Genomic DNA, 20210 nt, shown 5'->3' on the forward strand with positions numbered 1-20210 from the left:
CTGCGCACTGCGGTGCGAGCTTGCTTGGGGCGGCCCGGCGCGGCGCTCATGACACCTTCTCCGCAGGGCGCGACGGCATCATCACCACCTGAGCGCCGCCCGTGTTCTGGCCCGAACGCCTGATCGTCTGCATCACTTCCTCCACCGGTCCGTACTGCTTGACGCGACCGGCCTCCAGCACCAGCAGCTTGTCCATGTGCTGCACCAGCGCGCTGCGGTGCGTGACGACGACCACCGTGACCTGTCCGCGCAGCGCCTTCAGGGCCTCGCCCAACGCCAGTTCGCCCGCCCCGTCCAGGTTGGAGTTGGGCTCGTCCAGCACCAGCAGCTTCGGGTTGCCGTAGAGCGCGCGTGCCAGCGCGATGCGCTGGCGCTGGCCCGGCGACAGCATCACGCCCATGTTGTCGACGACGGTGTCGTAGCCCTCGGGCAGTGTCAGGATCAGCGCATGCACGCCGGCACGCTGCGCCGCTTGCACGACCTTGTCCGGGTCGACCTCGCCCAGCCGCGCGATGTTGTCGGCCACGGTGCCGGCGAACAGCTCGACATCCTGCGGCACATAGCCGAGCCAGGGACCGAGCTCTTCGCGCGGCCATTGCGCCAGGTCGACGCCGTCCAGCCGCACGATGCCTGCATGGGGCCTCCACAGGCCGGTCAGCAGGCGCACCAAGGTCGACTTGCCGGCACCGCTGGGGCCGGTGATGGCCAGCGACTCGCCGGGCTCCAGGCTCAACGAGACGCCGGCAACAATCATCCGCTCGCCCTGCGGAGGCCGGAACACGAGGCCTTCCGCGTAAAGGCGGCCGCTCGGAGCCGGCAGCGCCATGCGTTGCGGCTGGCGCTCGGCGACGCGCAGCATCTCGGACAGGCGCGCAAAGGCCAGGCGCCCCTCGGCCAGCACGCGCCAGCTCCCCACCACCTGTTCGACCGGCGCCAGCGCCCGGCCGAGCAGGATGGTGCAGGCCACCAGGATGCCCGGCGTGCCTTCGCCCGTGATGACGAGGTAGGCGCCCAGTGCCTGCAGCAGGACCTGCACCGCCTGGCGCGTGGTGCGCGTGAGCGCAGCCATCGCCACCGACTTGCGCGCGGTCGGCCCCTGCAGCGCGGCGACACCGGCGTTGAGGTCTCGCCAGCGCCCGATCACCGCCTCCCCCATTCCGAGCGACTGCGCCAGCTCTGCGTTCTGCATCGAGGATTCGAGGTAGCGCGTGGCCCTGGCGGCTTCCTTCTGCAGGGCTTCGATATCGCGGCGCGTGATGCGGTCGTTCACCACGGCAAGGACGAGCATCAGCACCGACGCGGCGGCCGCGGCCATACCCAGCATCGGGTGCGCCAGCCAGATGACCGCGACATAGACGAATGTCCATGGCACATCGAACAGGGCCAGCAGCCCCTGGGAAGAAAACAGGTTGCGCAGCGCCGCGACGTCGCGCAAGCCTTCGCAGGGCGCGCGCTCGGTGCGGCGCGCCGTGCGGGCCAGCATGACCTTGGCCACCACCGGAGACAGCTGATCGGCGATCAGGTTGCCCGCGACGCCCTGCAGCCGGCTGCGCAGGTAGTCCAGCATCAGCATCAGACCGAGCGCCACGCCGACGCCGAGCAACAGCACCAGCAGCGTCTCCTGGCTCTGGCTCGTCAGCACGCGGTCGAAGACCTGCAGCATGAAGAGCGCGGGGGCGAGCAGCAGCAGGTTCACGAAGAACGAGAAGCCCGCAACAAAAAGAAGCGGTCGCTCGAGAAGCTGGAGAAGAGGCTTCATGTCGATTTCTCTCGTGTGCCGCCGCCCGCACCTGCGGGCGGCAGGTGGGATCTCACAGGCCGGCCTTGATGTCGTTGCTGTCGAAGGTGTCCGCCGGGTTGCTCAGCGTCAACGTCGCCACCAGCGTGCGGTTGGCGGCGCTCAGGCCGTCGGCGTCGTAGTACAGGTTGCCCGTCGCACTGTCGTAGATCACATGCACGCCCGCACCCACCGTGTCTCCCGCACCACCACCGTCCAGGGACGCGAACTCGGCCGCCGACAGCGTGCTTCCGCTCGCGGTCGTGAGGGCCGTGAACGTGCCGCGCGACAGCTCGATCAGGTCGCCGCTCGCCACCGATCCCGAAGCATCGAAGTCGGTGACCGAATCCACCGCGTTGGGCGCCGAGTCGAAGACGAAGGTGTCGTTGTCCGCGCCGCCGGTGAGTATGTCGGCGCCGGTCCCACCGACGATGCGGTCGTCGCCCGCAAGGCCGTTGATCACGTCGTTGCCGCCGCCGCCGCGCAATTGGTCGTTCGACGCCGAACCGGTGATCGTGTCGCCGAAGGCCGTCCCGATGACGCCCTCGAAGTTCTTGTAGCCGTCGGTGCCGAGCCCGGCGGCGCTGGCATTGAAGCTTGTCGTGCTGCTGCTTTGCGCCAGCGTGAACGTGAGGCCCGCGGTGCCGTCCGAGAAGTCGAGCAGGTCACCGGTGCCCCCTGCCCCATCGAGCGTGTCGTTGCCGGCGCCGCCGCGGATGATGTCGTTCGAGGCGCTGCCGGTGAGGGTGTCGGCCAGGCCCGTTCCGATCACGCCTTCGATGTTCTGGTAGCTGTCGTTTTGGCCGAGACCACCCGTGTTGTTGGCGATGCTGGTCGAACCAGCGCTCTGCACGAGCGTGAAATTGACTGCCACGGTACCGTCCGAGAAGTCGAGCAGGTCTTCGCTGCCGGCGCCGCCGTCCATCGTGTCACCGTTGCCGATGCCACCACGCAGCACATCGTTGCCGGCGCCGCCCGACAGTGTGTCGTTGCCGTCGCCGCCGATCAGGAGGTCGTTGCCGGAAGAGCCGAGCAGCGTGTCGGCCCCGCTGCCGCTTCCTCCGATGAAGACGTCGCCGCCCGCACCGCCGGTCAGGTCGTCGGCGCCGCCGCGGCCGTCGATGAAGGAGGCCTGGTAGGCGCCGGCCGCGCTGAGATCGATCGTGTCGGCGCCGTTGGCGCCGGACACGCTCCTGATGTCGATCGTCGCCGTCGCCGTGGTGGTGCCCCCGGCGCCGTCCGACACGGTGTATTGGAAGCTGCCGGCCGTGGCTCCCGCCGTGCTGCCGCTGGTGAAGCTGATCGTGCCGTTGGCGGCGTCCAGGGTCAGGCCGGAAATCCCGACCGCGCTGCCGACGCTGGTGATCGTCAAGGCGAGACCGTCGATGTCGGTGTCGTTGCCGAGCAGCGAGCTCGTCGACAGCGTGACGAGCGTGCTGTTCGACACGATGATCCTGTCGGCCGCGGCGACCGGGTTGTCGTTCACCGCGCTGACGGTGATGCTCGCCGTGTCGGTCGCGCTCGAGAACGCGGAGCTGTTCCCGTTCGTGACTGTGCTCACCGTGGTGCCCGCCGCGCCGCTCGTCTGATCCCAGGCGCGGAAGGTGATGCCATCGCTGACTGTCCCGTTGAAGTTCGAATTCGCCTGGAAGTAGACACGCGTGTTCCCGTCCGCGGCCAGCAGCAGTGCGGACGCGCCCGACACCGCCCCCACCGCCGCCCAGTTGGCGCCGCCATTGGTGGAATACCACCAGCTTCCGTTGGTGGCATTCACGCCCGTCAACGCGATGCCGGTGATGGCGCCGTTGTCCGCATCGGTCACGTTGTCGAGGCCGCCGGCCGGCGGATTCAGATTCACCAGGCTCGATACGAGCGTCCCGACGGCCCCGACCGGTGCGCCGGCATCCTCGTTGACCGACGCCAGAACGGGTGTCGCGGCAGCACTCAGGACGGGTGCATCGTTGGTGCCGGCGATGGTCACGGTCACCACCCGGCTGGCGGTCCCGTCGGACGAGACTGCAGTGAAGCTGTCGCTGATCGATTGACCAGCGGCCAGCTGCTGGATCGCCGCCTGGCCATTGTTGGCCGTGTAGGTCCAGTTGCCATTGGCCGCCAGCGTGAAGCTGCCGTAGCCATTGCCGCCGGCGGTGCTTGCTTGAGGCGCGAAGTTCGACTGGCCCGCGTCGACATCGGCGATCGTCAGCGCCCCACTGGCCGCGAGGCTGCCACCGGACACCGCAACGTCTTCTTGCGCCGCACCGCTGGCGACGCCGCCGATGACCGGCACGTCATTGGTGCCGGTGATCGTCACCGTCACGAGCTGGCTGGCCGTGCCGTCGGAAGACACGGCGGTGAAGCTGTCGTTGATCGATTGACCTGCGCCCAGCTGCTGGATCGCCGCCTGGCTGTTGTTGGCCGTGTAGGTCCAGCTGCCGCCGGCCGTCAGCGTGAAGCTGCCGTAGCCGTTGCTGCCGCCGGTGCTCGCCTGTGGCGCGAAATTCGACTGGCCTTGGTCGACATCCGCGATCGTCAGCGCACCGCCGGTGCTCAGGTTCGGCGTCGAGGCGTCCTCGCTCACCGCGCCGCTGGCAACGCCACCGATCACCGGTACATCGTTGGTGCCGGTGATGGTCACGGTCACCAACTGGCTGGCTGTCCCGTCGGACGAGACTGCAGTGAAGCTGTCGCTGATCGACTGACCTGCGCCCAGTTGCTGGATCGCGCTTTGGTTGTTGTCGGCCGCATAAGTCCAAGTGCCGTCGGCCGCCAGCGTGAAACTGCCGTGGCCATTGCTGCCGGCAGTGCTCGCTTGAGGCGCGAAGTTCGACTGGCCTGCATCCACGTCGGCGATCGTCAGCGCTCCACCGGTGCTCAGGTTCGGCGTCGAGTCATCCTCGCTGACCGCGCCGCTGGCCACACCACCAATCACCGGCACGTCGTTGGTGCCGGTGATGGTCACGGTCACGAGTTGGCTGGCCGTTCCATCGGACGAGACTGCAGTAAAGCTATCGCTGATCGACTCGCCGGCGCCCAGCTGTTGGATCGCTGCTTGGCTGTTGTCGGCCATGTAGGTCCAGGTGCCGTCGGCTGCCAGTGTGAAGTTGCCGTGGCCGTTGCTGCCGCCGGTGCTCGCCTGTGGTGCGAAGTTCGACTGGCCCTGGTCGACATCGGCAATCGTCAGCGCACCACTGGTGCTCAGGTTCGGAGTCGAGTCATCCTCGCTCGTCGCGCCGGTGGCGACGCCGCCGATCACCGGCACGTCGTTGGTGCCAGTGATGGTCACCGTCACGAGCTGGTTGGCCGTGCCATCGGAGGACACGGCGGCGAAGCTGTCGCTGAGCGACTCCCCGGCGCCCAGCTGCTGGATCGCGCTTTGGCTGTTGTCGGCCGTGTAGGTCCAGGTACCGTCGGTTGCCAGCGCGAAACTGCCGTAGCCGTTGCTGCCGGCGGTGCCGGCCTGGAGGGTGAAATTGGACTGACCGGCATCAACGTCGGCAATCGTCAGTGCACCACCGGTCGCAAGGTTGCCAGCAGCCACCGCAAGATCTTCTTGCACCGCACCGCTGGCCACGCCACCGATCACGGGCACATCGTTGGTCCCAGTGATGGTCACGGTCACGAGTTGGCTGGCCGTGCCGTCGGAGGACACGGCGGTGAAGCTGTCGCTGATCGACTCGCCGGCGCCCAACTGCTGGATCGCCGCCTGGCTATTGTCGGCCGTGTAGGCCCAAGTGCCGTCGGCTGCGAGCGTGAAGCTGCCGTAGCCGTTGCTGCCGGCGGTGCCGGCCTGGGCTGCGAAGCTGGACTGTCCTGCGTCGACATCGGCAATCGTCAGCGCACCATTGGTGCTCAGGTTCGGGGTCGAGTCATCCTCGCTCACCGCACCGGTGGCGACGCCGCCAATCACCGGAACGTCATTGGTCCCGGTGATGGTCACGGTCACCAACTGGCTGGCTGTCCCGTCGGACGACACAGCAGTGAAGCTGTCGCTGATCGATTGACCGGCGCCCAGTTGCTGGATCGCGCTCTGGCCGTTGTCGGCCGTGTAGCTCCAGTTGCCGTCGGACGCCAGGGTGAAGCTGCCATAGCCGTTGCTGCCGGCGGTGCCAGCCTGAGGCGTGAAGTTCGACTGGCCGGCATCCACATCGGCGATCGTCAGCGCACCGCTGGTACTCAGGTTCGGCGTCGAGTCGTCCTCGCTCGTCGCACCGCTCGCGACGCCACCGATCACCGGCACATCGTTAGTCCCGGTGATGGTCACGGTCACGAGCTGGCTGGCCGTGCCGTCAGAGGACACGGCGGTGAAGCTGTCGCTGATCGATTGACCAGCGCCCAGCTGCTGGATCGCCCCCTGGCTGTTGTCGGCCGTGTAGGTCCAGGTGCCGTCGGCTACCAGCGTGAAACTGCCGTAGCCGTTGCCGCCAGCGGTGCTCGCTTGGGGCGCGAAATTCGACTGGCCCGCATCCACATCAGCGATCGTCAGCGCACCGCTGGTGCTCAGGTTCGGTGTCGAGGCGTCCTCGCTCACCGCGCCGCTGACAACGCCACCAATCACCGGCACGTCATTGGTGCCAGTGATCGTCACGGTCACGAGCTGGCTGGCCGTGCCGTCGGAGGACACGGCGGTGAAGCTGTCGCTGATCGACTCCCCGGCACCCAATTGCTGGACCGCTGCCTGGCTGTTGTCGGCCGTGTAACTCCAACTGCCATCAGCCAGCAAGTTGAAGCTGCCGTAGCCATTGCTACCGGCAGTGCTCGCCTGTGGCGCGAAGTTCGACTGGCCTTGGTCGACGTCGGAAATCGTCAGCGCACCGCTGGTGTTCAGGTTCGGTGTCGAGGCATCCTCGCTCAGCGCGCCAGTGGCGACGCCGCCAATCACCGGCGCATCGTTGGTCCCGGTGATGGTTACGGTCACGAGTTGGTTGGCCGTGCCGTCGGAGGACACGGCGGTGAAGCTGTCGCTGATCGATTGACCAGCGCCCAGCTGCTGGATCGCCCCCTGGCTGTTGTCGGCCGTGTAGGTCCAGTTGCCATCGGCCGCCAGCGTGAAGCTGCCGTAGCCGTTGCTGCCGCCGGTGCTCGCCTGGGGCGCGAAATTCGACTGGCCTTGGTCGACATCGGCGATCGTCAGCGCACCGCCAGTGCTCAAGTTTGGGGTCGATTCATCCTCGCTCAGCGCACCGCTGGCGACGCCACCAATCACCGGCGCGTCGTTGGTACCAGTGATCGTCACCGTCACCACCTGGCTGGCCGTACCGTCGGACGAGACTGCAGTAAAGCTGTCGCTGATCGACTCCCCGGCACCCAACTGCTGGACCGCCGCCTGGCTGTTGTCGGCCGTGTAGCTCCAGCTGCCATCAGCCAGCAAGTTGAAGCTGCCGTGGCCGTTGCTACCGGCGGTGCTCGCCTGTGGCGCGAAGTTCGACTGGCMTTGGTCGACATCGGCAATCGTCAGCGCACCACTGGTGCTCAGGTTCGGGGTCGAGGCATCCTCGCTCACCGCACCGATGGCGACGCCGCCGACCACCGGCACATCGTTGGTCCCGGTAATCGTCACGGTCACCACCTGGCTGGCGGTGCCRTCCGACGATACCGCGGTGAAGCTGTCGCTGAGCGACTGACCCGCGCCCAGTTGTTGAATCGCCGCTTGGCTGTTGTTGGCCGTGTAGGTCCAGCTGCCATCAGCCGCCAGCGTGAAGCTACCGTAGCCGCTGCTACCGGCAGTGCTCGCTTGAGGCGCAAAGCTCGACTGGCCCGCATCCACATCGGCAATCGTCAACGCACCGCCGGTGCTCAGGCTCGGAGTCGAGGCATCCTCGCTGACCGCGCCACTGGCCACACCACCAATCACCGGCACGTCGTTGGTCCCGGTGATGGTTACGGTCACCAACTGGCTGGCGGTCCCGTCGGACGAGACTGCAGTGAAGCTGTCGCTGATCGACTGACCGGCGGCCAGCTGTTGGATTGCTGCTTGGCTGTTGTCGGCCGTGTAGGTCCAGGTGCCATTGGCCGCCAGCATGAAGCTGCCGTGGCCATTGCTGCCGGCAGTGCTCGCTTGAGGCGCAAAGTTCGATTGGCCCTGGTCAACATCGGCGATCGTCAGCGCACCACTGGTGCTCAAGTTCGGTGTCGAGGCATCCTCGCTGACCGCGCCGCTGGTCACACCACCAATCACCGGCACGTCGTTGGTCCCGGTGATGGTCACAGTCACCACCTGGCTGGCTGTCCCGTCGGACGAGACCGCGGTGAAGCTGTCGCTGATCGATTGACCTGCGCCCAGTTGCTGGATCGCCGCCTGGCCATTGTTGACCGTGTAGGTCCAGCTGCCATCGGCCGCCAGCGTGAAGCTGCCGTGGCCATTGCTGCCGGCGGTGCCGGCCTGGGCTGTGAAGCTGGACTGTCCTGCATCGACATCGGCGATCGTCAGCGCGCCGCCGGTGCTCAAGTTCGGGGTCGAGGCATCCTCGGTCACCGCGCCACTGGCTACGCCACCAACCACCGGAACGTCGTTGGTCCCGGTAATGGTCACGGTCACCACCTGACTGGCGGTCCCGTCGGACGAGACTGCAGTGAAGCTGTCGCTGATCGACTGACCTGCGCCCAGTTGCTGGATCGCCGCCTGGCCATTGTTGGCCGTGTAAGTCCAGCTGCCATTGGCCGCCAGCGTGAAGCTGCCGTAGCCATTGCCGCCGGCAGTGCTCGCTTGAGGCGCGAAGTTCGACTGGCCCGCGTCCACATCAGCAATCGTCAGCGCGCCGCCGGTGCTCAGGTTCGGCGTCGAGGTATCCTCGCTCAGCGCGCCGCTGGCAACGCCACCAATCACCGGCACGTCGTTGGTCCCGGTAATGGTCACGGTCACGAGCTGGCTGGCCGTACCATCGGACGAGATCGCAGTAAAGCTGTCGCTGATCGATTGACCTGCGCCTAGTTGCTGGATCGCTGCCTGGCTGTTGTTGGCCGTGTAAGTCCAGCTGCCATTGGCCGCCAGCGTGAAACTGCCGTGGCCATTGCTGCCGGCAGTGCCCGCTTGAGGCACGAAGTTCGACTGACCTTGGTCGACATCGGCGATCGTCAGCGCACCACTGGTGCTCAGGTTCGGGGTCGAGGCATCCTCGCTGACCGCGCCGCCGGCCACACCACCAATCACCGGAACGTCGTTGGTCCCGGTAATGGTCACGGTCACCACCTGGCTGGCCGTCCCATCGGACGAGACTGCAGTGAAGCTGTCGCTGAGCGACTGGCCGGCGCCCAGTTGCTGGATCGCGCTTTGGCTGTTGTCGGCCGTGTAGGTCCAGCTGCCATTGGCCGCCAGCGTGAAACTGCCGTGGCCATTGCTGCCCGCAGTGCTTGCTTGAGGCGCGAAGTTCGACTGGCCTGCATCCACGTCGGCAATCGTCAGCGCACCACTGGCACTCAGGTTCGGGGTCGAGGCATCCTCGCTCACCGCCCCGCTGGCCACACCACCAATCACCGGCACGTCGTTGGTCCCGGTCACCGTCACAGTGATCTGCTGATTGACCGTGCCGCCGTGGCCATCGGCGATGCTGACGGTGAAGGTCTCCGTCGCCGTCTGGCCCTGGGCCAGATACTGCGTGGCCGCGTTGGCGACGCTGTAGTTCCAGCTCACCGTGCCATCGCCCGCGCCCGTGGCCGCATCGCTGACACCGGCCGTCAAGACACCGCCCAGCGTGTTGCCTGGACCGGCCGCCACGCTGACGCTGTGCGCATCGCTCAGGTCCACGTCGTCGAAGGTGATCGTGCCGCTGTCGCTCAGGGTCGGCGCCGCTGCATCCTCGGTCACCGCCGCAGCGGCATCGGCCGTGCCGATCGTCGGCACGTCGTTGGTGCCGGTGATGGTCACGTCGATCTGCCGGGTGACGATGCCGCCGTGCTGATCGTTCAACGTGAGGGTGAAGCTCTCGACCCGGGTCTGGCCCGCGGCCAGGTACTCGACGGCCGTGGCGTTCACGGTGTAGGTCCAGGTGAGCTGGCCGCCCGTGCCGGTCCCCGTGGTGTCGCCGTTCTTGACCGCTGTCAGGCTGCCCAGCACGCTGCCGACCGGCGTGCCGGTGGTGCTTACCAGGTGCACATCGCTCAGGTCCAGGTCGCTGAAGCCGATGACGCCGCTGTCGCTCAGGTTGCCCGCCGGCACGACCTGCTCGCTCACCGCACCCGCCAGGTCCTGGGCTGTGATCACCGGACCATCGTTGCTGCCGGTGATCGTGACGGTCACCGTGGCCAGCCCCGTCCCGCCATCGGCGTCCTTCACCTCGTAGCTGAAGGTGTCGGTTGCGTGCTCGCCCGCTGCCAGGTACTGGAAAGCGGCTGCATGGGGCTGGTACTGAAAATACCAGGTCGACGGATCGCCCATCGCCGGCTGAACGAGCGTCGCCGTCCCGTGGGCCGGCGCCGAGGCCAGCGCCAAGCTCTTGACCAGGTCAGGGACCAGATCGTTCTGCAGCACATGGATCTGAATCCCCGGACCGTCTTCGGTCGTCGCGACCGCATCGCCCAGCGCCGTCGCCGCCTCGTTGGCCGGATTCACCTCGACCCCGTCCACGAGGACTCTCAGGGTTTCGGTCATCTGGATGGTCAGCGTGGACGACCCGAAGCTGAAAACGAAATCGCTGGCCGAGCCATTGGAAACCTCGCCGGTCCTGGCATTGGTCACGGCCGCAAGGTGGGCCAGGTAGGCTGCGATCTGCGTCTGGGTGGCAGAGTCCAGCCACTGCGCCCGCGTGAACAGGAGCTGGAGCGTATCGACACCCGCCCCGCCCGTGTACACGTCCTTGGTGCCCGCCGCGATGTTTTCGCTGACGTTGTAGATCAGGGTGTCGTTCCCCGATCCCCCGTTGAGCTGGTCGCTGCCGCTCCCGCCATCGAGCGTGTCGTCTCCCGCGCCACCATTCAATGAATCGTTCCCGGCTCCGCCGTAGACACTGTCGTCCCCGTTGCCGCTGTTGATGGTGTCGCTGCCGGCCGTGCCGGTGAGAAGGTCGCTGCCGTTGGAGCCGGTCATCGTGGTCATGTACTTCCTTGGTGAGCGCCGAAAGGCCGGCGCGTGCCTGTCTCGACGCTGCGTTTCTCTTGTTGCAAATTAGATGGCGCCAGCGACGCGAGCACATGGAAGGAATGTCCTTTCCTTGCCAAGCGATAAGTACCGGGTCGACCTGAAAAGCCTGGTACTTTTGTCCTGCCGAAGCATCCGCAGGCGCGGGCGTGTCGGCAGTCGCGGACATAGACCTGGACCTGGACAAACGGGAACGGCGCGGGCATGGCCCACATTCCGTCGGTCGGACAAATCGGGAGAGGGGCCGGTCAACGAAGACCGGGGCCCTCCCCCATCGCCCGGCATGCGGGTCCGCACCGGGCGGTTCGAGAAGTTGAGGTCAGCGTAGGCGGGGAATACCGAAGTTGTCGAAGTACGCGTTAGTCAGCACCCGATTGACGAGGTTGGCGCTGCAGTACCACCAGCGGCGGGGCATGGGCGGCCACTTGCGCAGCCAGATCAACAAAAGCGCCCAAGGCTCGAAGTTCCCGGATCTGATGAAGGCTGCGGCCGGTCTGCCACCGGGTGATTTGTCTCACCCGTTGTCGGTAGCGTTCCAGCGCTGCCGCCGCCACATCCCAATCACGCGCGCCTCGTCGTCCGTGTCGTGCTGGCAAGGCCGGCCAGGGCGTGCGACGTCGAACACCGCCAGCTCGACACCACCTTGCAGGTGCGCCGCGCGCGCCACACAGCCGTGCGACCCATCTCCGCGACTTGCGTGTCGATGTACTAGTAGTGAATGCTGCGCGGGATTCCGCCGCCGACCGCGATGGCGTCGCCGTTGATCGCCCTGGACCTCGGCGAACACAGGAAGACCACCACGGTGGCCACTTCATTGGCGTCGACGAGGTGATGGATGGAGTTGCCGGCCGCCATCTGCGCCTCCACCGCTTGGGGCGGGATTTCCAGCGCGTCCGCCCGCGCGGCGATCAGCGGCGCCGTGCGCTCCGTTCGCGTCAGGCCGGGGTGGACCACCGTCACGTGGATCCCGGCCGGGCCGAGCTCGTCGGCCATGTTTTTCGTCAAGGCGGCGACCGAGATGTTGCGCATGCTTCCCACCGCATTCCCGGTCTGGCGCGCTGCCTGTCCGCTGACATTCACGATGCGGCCCCAACCTTTCGAGCGCATGCCGCCAACGACCTCGCGGGCACACCGGATGTAGCCCATCACCTTGATGTCCATCTCGGCATGGAAGAAGTCGCCGGTGATCTCGGCAAGCTTGGGCGGCTCTGCGAAACCTGCTGGCTCGGCGGCAGCGTTCACCAGGATGTCGATGCTCCCACCCAACTGCATCGCAGCCTCGGCCACCGCGCGGCGCACTGCAGCGTCGTCACGGGTGTCGGCACTGACGCCGACCACCTTGCGTCCCGTCTCGACTGCCAGTTCGTTCGCCGCCAATGAGAGGGTCTGCGCATCGCGCGCCAGCAGCGCGACGTCGGCGCCTTCTTGGGCCAGCATGCGGGCAATGGCTTTGCCGATCCCCTTGCTGCCACCGGTGACGAGCGCACGTTTGTTCCGAAGTTCCAGATCCATGACGACCTTTCTCAGTTTGAATGACGGGATCGATCGGGCGTTCCTTTCGCATCACGCCCGAAGTTCGACTTCAGCTTCGATTTCGACCGGTATGTCGAATGGAAGCTCGGCCATGCCGACGGCGCTGCGTGAATGGGCTCCCACCTCGGGGCCGAACAATTCGAGAATGAGGTCCGAGAACCCGTTCACGACGCCTGGTTGCCTGTTGAACCCAGGCCCTGAGTTCACCATGCCGAACACGCGGCCCCAGCGTGCAATGCGATCGAGGCCACCGAGCGCGCGCTGGAGGCTGCCGAGCATGGAAAGGCCTGTGAGCCGAGCCGCCGCGTAGCCCTGCTCGACCGTGAGGTTCAGACCGAGCTTTCCCAGGGGCTCGGCGATGGAGCCGTCTGCGTTCTGGGGACCATGGCCAGAGATGAGCGCGCGGGTGCCGACGACTCTGACGAACTGAAACGGCAGCGCGACGCCTGGCGGAGGCTTGATGGGTTCAGGAAGCACAAGTCCAAGTGCAGCGATTCGTTTCTCGATCGTAGGCATGAGATTCTCCGAGTTGTGTAGTGCGATGTACTAGGATTCATTTCGCGCTTGAATGAAGCTACGACTTTCCTCGAGAAGCCGGCACAGAAATCCGTCTTCCGGCTCGGGAATGAACTGGTTGAAATGCAAAATCTGCACGCTTTCGAACAGTCCCGCTCGATGGTAAGGCTCTGCCTGGAGAAACCCGATGGCAGTTCCTTTGTCATCGGTGTCAAGAAGAAGGTACATCCCAACCACGCGTTCGTCCTCAATGATCGCTCCGCCAGCACGTACGAACTCACGATGGGCGATCATGTACTCGACGTGCACATCCCGTATGAGCAGCCGGTCTTCGGCGCCGAAAGGCCGATACAGCAAATGGGCAGCAACTGGCATCGGGCCGCCTAGTCCGCAAACTGGGACGTTAGTTGTTCGAGCTGCGCGTGGTATCGCGCCACGGCGCGCTCCTTGATGTGGCCATAACCACGAATAGCCTCAGGCAAACGGGCGATTTCGATGGCCCGCGCCATGTTTTCCTGGGTAAGGTTGGGAAGCATTGCCTCGATGGTGCTGCGGTAGCCGGCTATCAGGGCTCGCTCCATGCGTCGCTCCGACGTGTAGCCAAAAACGTCCAGCGGCGTGCCTCGCAACTTTTTGAAGTTCGCGAGTACGTTGAAGCCTCTCTGCATCCACGGGCCGAACTCTTTCTTCACCAGCTCACCCTTCGCGTTGCGCTTCGATGTCATGGGTGGGGCCAGGTTGAAGCCGAGTTTGAAATCGCCTTCAAACTGCTCGTGCAGCGACGCCATGAACGCCGGATCCTTGTAGAGGCGGGCAACCTCATATTCGTCCTTGTACGCCATCAGCTTGTGCAGCGACCGCGCGACCGCCTCCGTAAGTTGAAGCCGTTTGCCCGCGATCGTCGAGTTCTCCTTGCGTCTGACCCTGTCGATGAACTCTTCATAGGCTTGCGCATAACGTTCATCCTGATACTCGACCAGAAGCGCACGGCGATGGCTGATGACCTTGTCCACGGCGACGGGCATCTGCAACTGAATCACCTGGGTGACCGGCGCCACCACTCCTTCCAGCCAGAAAGGATCGTGCGCTGCCAGTCGTCCGCATGCAAACGCCTTCTTGTTGCCTTCGATCGACACGCCATTCAGTTCAAGCGCGCGATGCAAGGCTTCCAGCGATACAGGTACCCACGCCTGCTGCCAGGCATAACCCAACATGAACATGTTGGTCGCCATCGCATCCCCCAGCACGGCTGTCGCGGCTTTGCGCGCGTCGAGGGAAATTGTTTTTTCTGCGGATGCGGCCCGCGTCAGCTTTTCAAGCAGGGCGTCCGATCGATCGTCGATGTCCGCATTCCGGGTGAATTCAGCCTGGGGCTGCACGTAGGAATTCACAAGCAGCTGCGTTGCACCCCGGCGTACGGTTCCGATGACATCCGGCAAGTTGCCGACCACCAGATCGCAAACCATGACGAGTTTGGCCTGCTGCCACTCGAGCCGTACGGCGTGGAGCTTGTCAGGATCCGAGGCGATCCGGATATGGCTGACGACCGAGCCGCCCTTTTGCGCCAGGGCCGTAAAGTCAAGAACGCTCGCCCCCTTGCCTTCGAGGTGAGCAGCCATCGTCACCACCTGGCCAACCGTGATGACCCCGGTGCCGCCGACCCCAGCGACCAGCATGTCGTAAGGGACGTGCAGGCCGGGTAGACGCGGCGTGGGAATGTCTTGAAGGCGCTGTCCCAGGGAGTCGTCGACGCCCTGCGGTTTGYCTTTGCGCAGGCTGCCACCGTGCACCGTGACGAAACTCGGGCAGAAACCCTCGACGCAGGAATAGTCCTTGTTGCAGGACGACTGGTCGATCTGACGCTTGCGCCCAAGGGGCGTTTCCAGCGGTGCGATGGAAAGGCAATTGGACTGGACGCCGCAATCACCGCAGCCCTCGCAGACCGCAGCATTGATGAACAGTCGCTTCGGCGGGTCCGGAAACACCGTGCGGTCCGGCCGGTTTTTCTTGCGGCGCCTGCGTTTTTCAGCTGCGCAGGTCTGGTCATAGATCAGGACGGTCACGCCCTTGATTTCGCGAAGCGAGCGTTGCAGTGTGTCCAGCTCGCGGCGGTGATACACCTTGACCCCTCCGAGGTTGACGCCGTCGTAGAGTTCGGGCTGATCGGTCGCGACGATGACATCCTTCGCGCCTTCTGCCAGCATCTCCTGGCAGATCTGGCTCACGCTCATCGTGCCGTCCACCGGTTGACCGCCGGTCATGGCGACCGCGTCGTTGAACAGGATCTTGTAGGTCATGGTGCAGCCGGCGGCGATGGCCTGGCGAATCGCCAGAAAGCCGGAATGGAAGTAGGTTCCCTCCCCCATGTTCTGGAACACATGGGGCGTTTCCGTAAAGAGGGCGTGCCCCACCCAGTCTGCGCCTTCGCCGCCCATCTGGGTAAGGCCGCTCGTGCTTCGGTCCATCCAGCTTGCCATGTAGTGGCAACCAACGCCTGCAAGTGCGACGCTGCCGTCTGGCACCTTGGTCGAGGTGTTGTGCGGACAACCCGAGCAGAAGTACGGAAGGCGCTTCATGCCATCGGCCTGGTTCGAGAAGATTTCCGGATGCCCAAGGCAGGCGCCGTCCCATTTCGCGAGGCCGGGCGCAACGCGCTCCAGCCAGCGAGCCAGGGGAGGCGCCAACAGCGCAGGACGCAACTGACCGATCCAGGTGATGAGGTCGCTGCCGTCCACGTCCAGCTTCCCCGCAATCAGAGGACGCTCTGCCCAGTTGTAGACGATGTCCTTGAGTTGCTGCTCGACGACCGACGCCTTTTCTTCCACAACCAGCACTTCCTGCAGCCCGCGGGCGAACTCGGCCGCGCGAGCGTGGTTGAGAGGAAAGGTCAGGCCCGGCTTGTAGAGGCGGATTCCATTGCGCTCGAGTTCCGGTATCGAAAGGCCAAACTGGACCAGCGCATCGATCAGGTCGTGATACGCCTTTCCGACCGCGATGATCCCGAGCCTGGCGCCGGGCGCCGCCGTGACCATGCGGTCAATCGAATTGGCGTCGGAGAATGCCTTCACCGCCTGCAGCTTGGCTGCGAGGCGCACCTCGATGGCCGGCGTGAGGAAGTCGCTTGTTCGGTACTCCAGCGATCCGACAGGCGACTCGAAACCGACAGGATCGTTGAAGAACGGCAGTCCTGGGGCCTCGATCGAGCGTCCACTTTCAACCGTTTCCGACACCGCCTTGAAGGCCACCCAGGTGCTCGAATACCGGGATGCCGCCCATCCCCAGAGACCGAATTGCTCGTACTCTTCGACCGACGACGGATTGACTATCGGGATGCCCCAGCCCATGAGCGACAGGTCGCTCGCATGGGGAATGGATGACGAAGTGGCTGCATGATCGTCGCCCACAACCATCAGAACACCACCGTGCCGCGATGTACCGGCGGCGTTGCCGTGACGGATGGCATCGCCGGCACGATCGACGCCTGGCCCCTTTCCGTACCACATGGCAAAGACACCGTCGACGGTGCGCTTCTCGTCTTGCCCCACCTGCTGGGTCCCCATCACCACCGTCGCAGCAAGATCCTCGTTGATGCCAGGCAGAAAACTCACCTTGTGCTTGTCCAGTTCCTTCTGTGAACGCCACATTTCCATGTCGACCGCGGCAAGGGGCGAGCCTCGATAACCGCTGACAAACCCGGCAGTGTCCAGCCCATCGCATTCGTCCAGCTTCTTCTGCATGACAAGCATGCGGGTGAGCGCCTGGGTTCCTGTGAGAAAGATTCGCCCGGACGTACGCGTGCGGTTGTCGCCCAGTTGGTAGTCGCGGTCGAGTGGCATTTCCGCGCCCAGTGTTTCGCCGATCTTGATTTCGTTGCCCATGGAGTTCTCGTGGAGGTTAATTTTTCAGACGAATCAAACGAGTGGCGGGTACTTCTCGGGCTCAACCACCTTGCCGGGATTCATGATGTGGCGAGGGTCGAGCGCCCTCTTCATCGCCGCCAGGACCACCATGGAACCACCGCGCTCCTGTTCCAGGTATTTCAGCTTTCCGTAGCCGATGCCGTGTTCACCGGTGCAGGTGCCTTCCATGCGGATCGCACGCCGAACCAGTCGGTCGTTGAGCTCATCGGCCAGCGCCATCTCCGACGCATCGGAAGGATCGACCACCACACAAAGGTGAAAATTGCCGTCGCCGACGTGGCCGCACATCGGTGCGGTCATGCCGAGCGCGTCCACATCCTCGCGCGCCGCGAGCACCGCCTCGGCCAGTCGTGAAATCGGGACACAGACATCCGTTGGAATACCCTCGCAACCCGGGCGCAGGGCGAGCGCCGCCCACCACACGTCATGACGGGCTTTCCAGAGGCGGCTGCGCTCCTCAGGCGTTTCCGCCCAATTGAAGTCGGTGCCACCGTTCTCCTTCGAGAGCGCTTCGACAGTCTCCACTTGTTCCTTGACGCCAGTCGGCGAACCCTGGAATTCAAAGAACAGCGTCGGAGCCACCGGAAGGTCCAGCCTTGAATAGGCGTTGCACGCTGCGACCTGACGTTCGTCGAGCAGCTCGACACGGCCGATGGGCAGGCCAAGCTGGATCACCTGGATGACGGTGTCGACGGCGGCCTTCAGGGAGGGATAGGCGCATCGCGCCGCGCTGACATGTTCCGGGATGGCATGCAGCTTCACAGTCACCTCCGTCACGATCCCCAGCGTGCCTTCGGCACCGATGAAGAGGCGGGTCAGGTCGTAGCCTGCGGCCGATTTCCTGGCACGACTTCCTGTCTCGATGATCTCGCCGTTGGACAGCACCACCTGGAGTGACAGGACGTTTTCCCGCATCGTGCCGAACCTCACGGCATTGGTGCCCGATGCCCGAGTGGACACCATCCCACCGATCGAGGCATCCGCCCCGGGGTCGATCGGGAAAAACAKGCCCGTGCCATGCAGGTGGTTGTTGAGCTGCTTGCGTGTCACCCCGGCCTGTACACGGCAATCCATGTCCTCGGCGTTGGTCTGCAGGATGTTGTTCATTCGGCTCATGTCGATGCATACGCCTCCCATGAGGGCACCGATGCCACCTTCGCAGGCGGTGCCGGTGCCATAGGGAATGACAGGAATGCCGTTGTGGTGGCACTGCGCCACGGTCCAGCTGACGTCATGTACGTTCTCCGGATAGACCACCATGTCAGGCGCGTGCGCCGGATGAAACGATGCGTCCTTGCCGTGCTGCTCGCGAATGGCCCGGCCCACGAGGGCATGCGGGCCGAACTTCTCCGAGATGGCCGCCAGCGTCGAAGAAAGGTTTGGAGAGCTAGGCGACATGTTCGAGGCTCCGTGCTGTGGTCACTGCGGCTTCCGGCAAAGGTGCCCTGGAAAAGAGATTTGCCTTGACGGGATCAGCGGCCGGCCTGGCGTCATGCAGCGGGCCCGTGCCAAGGTAGCTGTCGACGATGCGCCGGTCGCCGGCAATCGACGAAGCAGGTCCTTCCATGACGACGGCACCCATCTCGAGCACGTAAGCGTGGTCGGCGACTTCAAGCGCCGATCTCGCGTTCTGCTCGACAAGCAGGATGGACACGCCGCGCCCCTTGAGCAGGGCTATCGCGCGGAACACCTCCCTCACGACCAGCGGCGCCAGCCCCAGGCTGGGTTCGTCAAGCATGAGAAGGCGAGGCTTGCCCATCAACGCTCGACCGAGAGCGAGCATCTGCCGCTCTCCGCCCGATAGCGTGTGGGCCTTTTGGTCGCGTCTTTCGAGAAGCCGTGGAAACATCGCAAACACCTGTTCCAGGTCGCGCTTCAGTTCCTGCCTGGAGGCACGCCGGCTGAAGGCCCCCAAGGCCAGGTTGTCCATCACGGACATGGTGCCAAAAAGATCTCGCCTTTCGGTCACCAGGCAGAGGCCCTGACCGACGCGATGCTCGGGTCGGACATGGGCCATCGCCCGGCCTTCATAGAAAACCTCTCCCGTCGTGCGGCGCATGCCCATCAGCGACGCCAAGAGCGTGGACTTTCCCGCGCCATTGGGTCCGATCACGGTGACGACCTGTCCCGCGCGAACATGGAGCGCGATGTCGCTCAGCGCCTGCACCTTTCCATAAAAAGCACACAGGTGGCGGGTCTCGATCAGGGATTGGCTCATGTCAGGTGCCCAGGTAAGCTTCGCGCACGGTGCTGTTGTTTCGTACGGACGCAGGATCGCCTTCCGCAATCTTTTGTCCGAACTGCATGACCACGAGCCGGTCGGAAATTTTCATGATGAAGTCCATGTCGTGATCCACGATCAGGGTGGTCATGTTTTCCTGCCGTAGCGCGTCGAGCAAGACAGCCAGCTCTTCCTTTTCCCTGTGCCGAAGGCCGGCCGCGGGTTCATCGAGCAGAAGCAGCACGGGATCGCCGCACAGCGCTCGCGCGATCTCCACAATCCTTTGCTTGCCCAATGCGAGATTGCCGGCCTGTTCATGCGCGAGCTCCGCCAGCCCGCAACGCTGGAGCTGCTTCAGAGCTTCCCCGCGGATGGCCGCTTCCTCGCCTCGATTCAGACGAAGCATGGCGCGCAGCCAGCCGCCACGTCCGCGCAGGAAACAGCCCATGGCCACGTTTTCCAGCACCGACAATCCCGGCACCAGCTTGACGTGCTGAAACGTACGGGCCAGACCCAGCCGTGCAATCTGCCTGCTGGGCAGTCCTTCGATGCGAATACCGCCAAGCTGAACCTGGCCGCCGCACGGCAACAGCACACCGCTGATCAGGTGAAAAAGGGTGCTCTTGCCTGCGCCGTTCGGTCCGAGAAGCGCCACGATTTCGCCCTTGTTCACATCGAACGACACTTCGTTCACGGCGGTGAGCCCGCCAAATGTCTTTGTCGCCTTGGCGATGCGGAGGAGTTTGTCGCTCCCGCCCGTCATCCCGGTCGATCTGGGCAGGGGCCGAGCGTTGTGGAGTCCGTTCGCCATGGGCACGCCTGCGGGAAGGAAGCGGCTGAGGAATGGCCAGATGCCGCCGTTGGCGCGCGCCAGAACAAACAGCATGAGCGCGCCGAACACGATGCTTTCGAAATTGCCGGACTGGCCCAGGAGGTGCGGCAGGATGTCCTGCAGTTGCTGTTTCAGGATGGTTACCACGCCCGCACCAATCAACGAGCCAAAGATGGAGCCGGCCCCGCCCATCACGGCCATGAACAGGTACTCGATGCCCATCTGCAATCCGAACGGCGTCGGGTTCACAAAGCGCTGCATGTAGGCATAGAGCCAGCCGGAGATTCCCGCCAGCACAGCGGCCACGACGAACACGCCCGTTTTGAGGTGGAGGCTGTTGG

The 20210-nt window shown here is 64.8% G+C and carries 9 protein-coding genes; 1 reads left to right on the forward strand and 8 read right to left on the reverse strand.

Annotated elements, in window-relative coordinates:
- Positions 1-46: 46 nt before the first annotated feature.
- The 4 genes from AC1DXX_RS19775 to AC1DXX_RS19790 form a co-directional block, all read right to left on the reverse strand.
- Complete coding sequence (locus tag AC1DXX_RS19775; protein ID WP_478135905.1) at positions 47-1759, reverse strand: type I secretion system permease/ATPase; 1713 nt, start codon at positions 1757-1759, stop codon at positions 47-49.
- A gap of 52 nt (positions 1760-1811) precedes the next feature.
- Positions 1812-10805, reverse strand: coding sequence for a VCBS domain-containing protein (locus AC1DXX_RS19780; RefSeq protein ID WP_478135906.1), 8994 nt, complete (start codon positions 10803-10805; stop codon positions 1812-1814).
- Positions 10806-11555: 750 nt separating this feature from the next.
- Positions 11556-12359, reverse strand: coding sequence for an SDR family NAD(P)-dependent oxidoreductase (locus AC1DXX_RS19785; protein WP_478135907.1), 804 nt, complete (start codon positions 12357-12359; stop codon positions 11556-11558).
- A 51-nt stretch (positions 12360-12410) separates the two neighbouring features.
- Entirely contained in the window at positions 12411-12896 is a 486-nt protein-coding gene (locus tag AC1DXX_RS19790; RefSeq protein ID WP_478135908.1) for a RidA family protein, read from the reverse strand.
- A 48-nt stretch (positions 12897-12944) separates the two neighbouring features.
- Here AC1DXX_RS19790 and AC1DXX_RS19795 point away from each other — a divergent pair, with 48 nt between their 5' ends.
- A complete protein-coding gene (locus AC1DXX_RS19795; protein ID WP_478135909.1) occupies positions 12945-13283 on the forward strand; it encodes a hypothetical protein in 339 nt (112 codons plus the stop codon).
- Here AC1DXX_RS19795 and AC1DXX_RS19800 read toward each other — a convergent pair.
- The 4 genes from AC1DXX_RS19800 to AC1DXX_RS19815 form a co-directional block, all read right to left on the reverse strand.
- Positions 13280-16774 carry an indolepyruvate ferredoxin oxidoreductase family protein gene (locus AC1DXX_RS19800; protein WP_478135910.1) on the reverse strand — a complete coding sequence of 1165 codons (3495 nt, stop codon included), beginning with the start codon at positions 16772-16774 and terminating at the stop codon, positions 13280-13282. The two genes, AC1DXX_RS19795 and AC1DXX_RS19800, sit on opposite strands and share 4 nt — an antisense overlap.
- A gap of 33 nt (positions 16775-16807) precedes the next feature.
- Positions 16808-18214: an FAD-linked oxidase C-terminal domain-containing protein gene (locus tag AC1DXX_RS19805; RefSeq protein ID WP_478135911.1), complete on the reverse strand. Its 1407-nt coding sequence runs from the start codon at positions 18212-18214 to the stop codon at positions 16808-16810.
- On the reverse strand, positions 18204-19034 hold the full coding sequence (locus AC1DXX_RS19810) for an ABC transporter ATP-binding protein (RefSeq protein WP_478135912.1): 831 nt from the start codon (positions 19032-19034) through the stop codon (positions 18204-18206). The genes AC1DXX_RS19805 and AC1DXX_RS19810 overlap by 11 nt, the downstream gene beginning before the upstream one ends.
- Before the next feature lies 1 nt (position 19035).
- Positions 19036-20210: branched-chain amino acid ABC transporter ATP-binding protein/permease (locus AC1DXX_RS19815; protein WP_478135913.1), on the reverse strand; the 1175-nt coding region annotated here is incomplete at its 5' end.

It is taken from the genome of Variovorax sp. P4_B10, assembly GCF_056402375.1.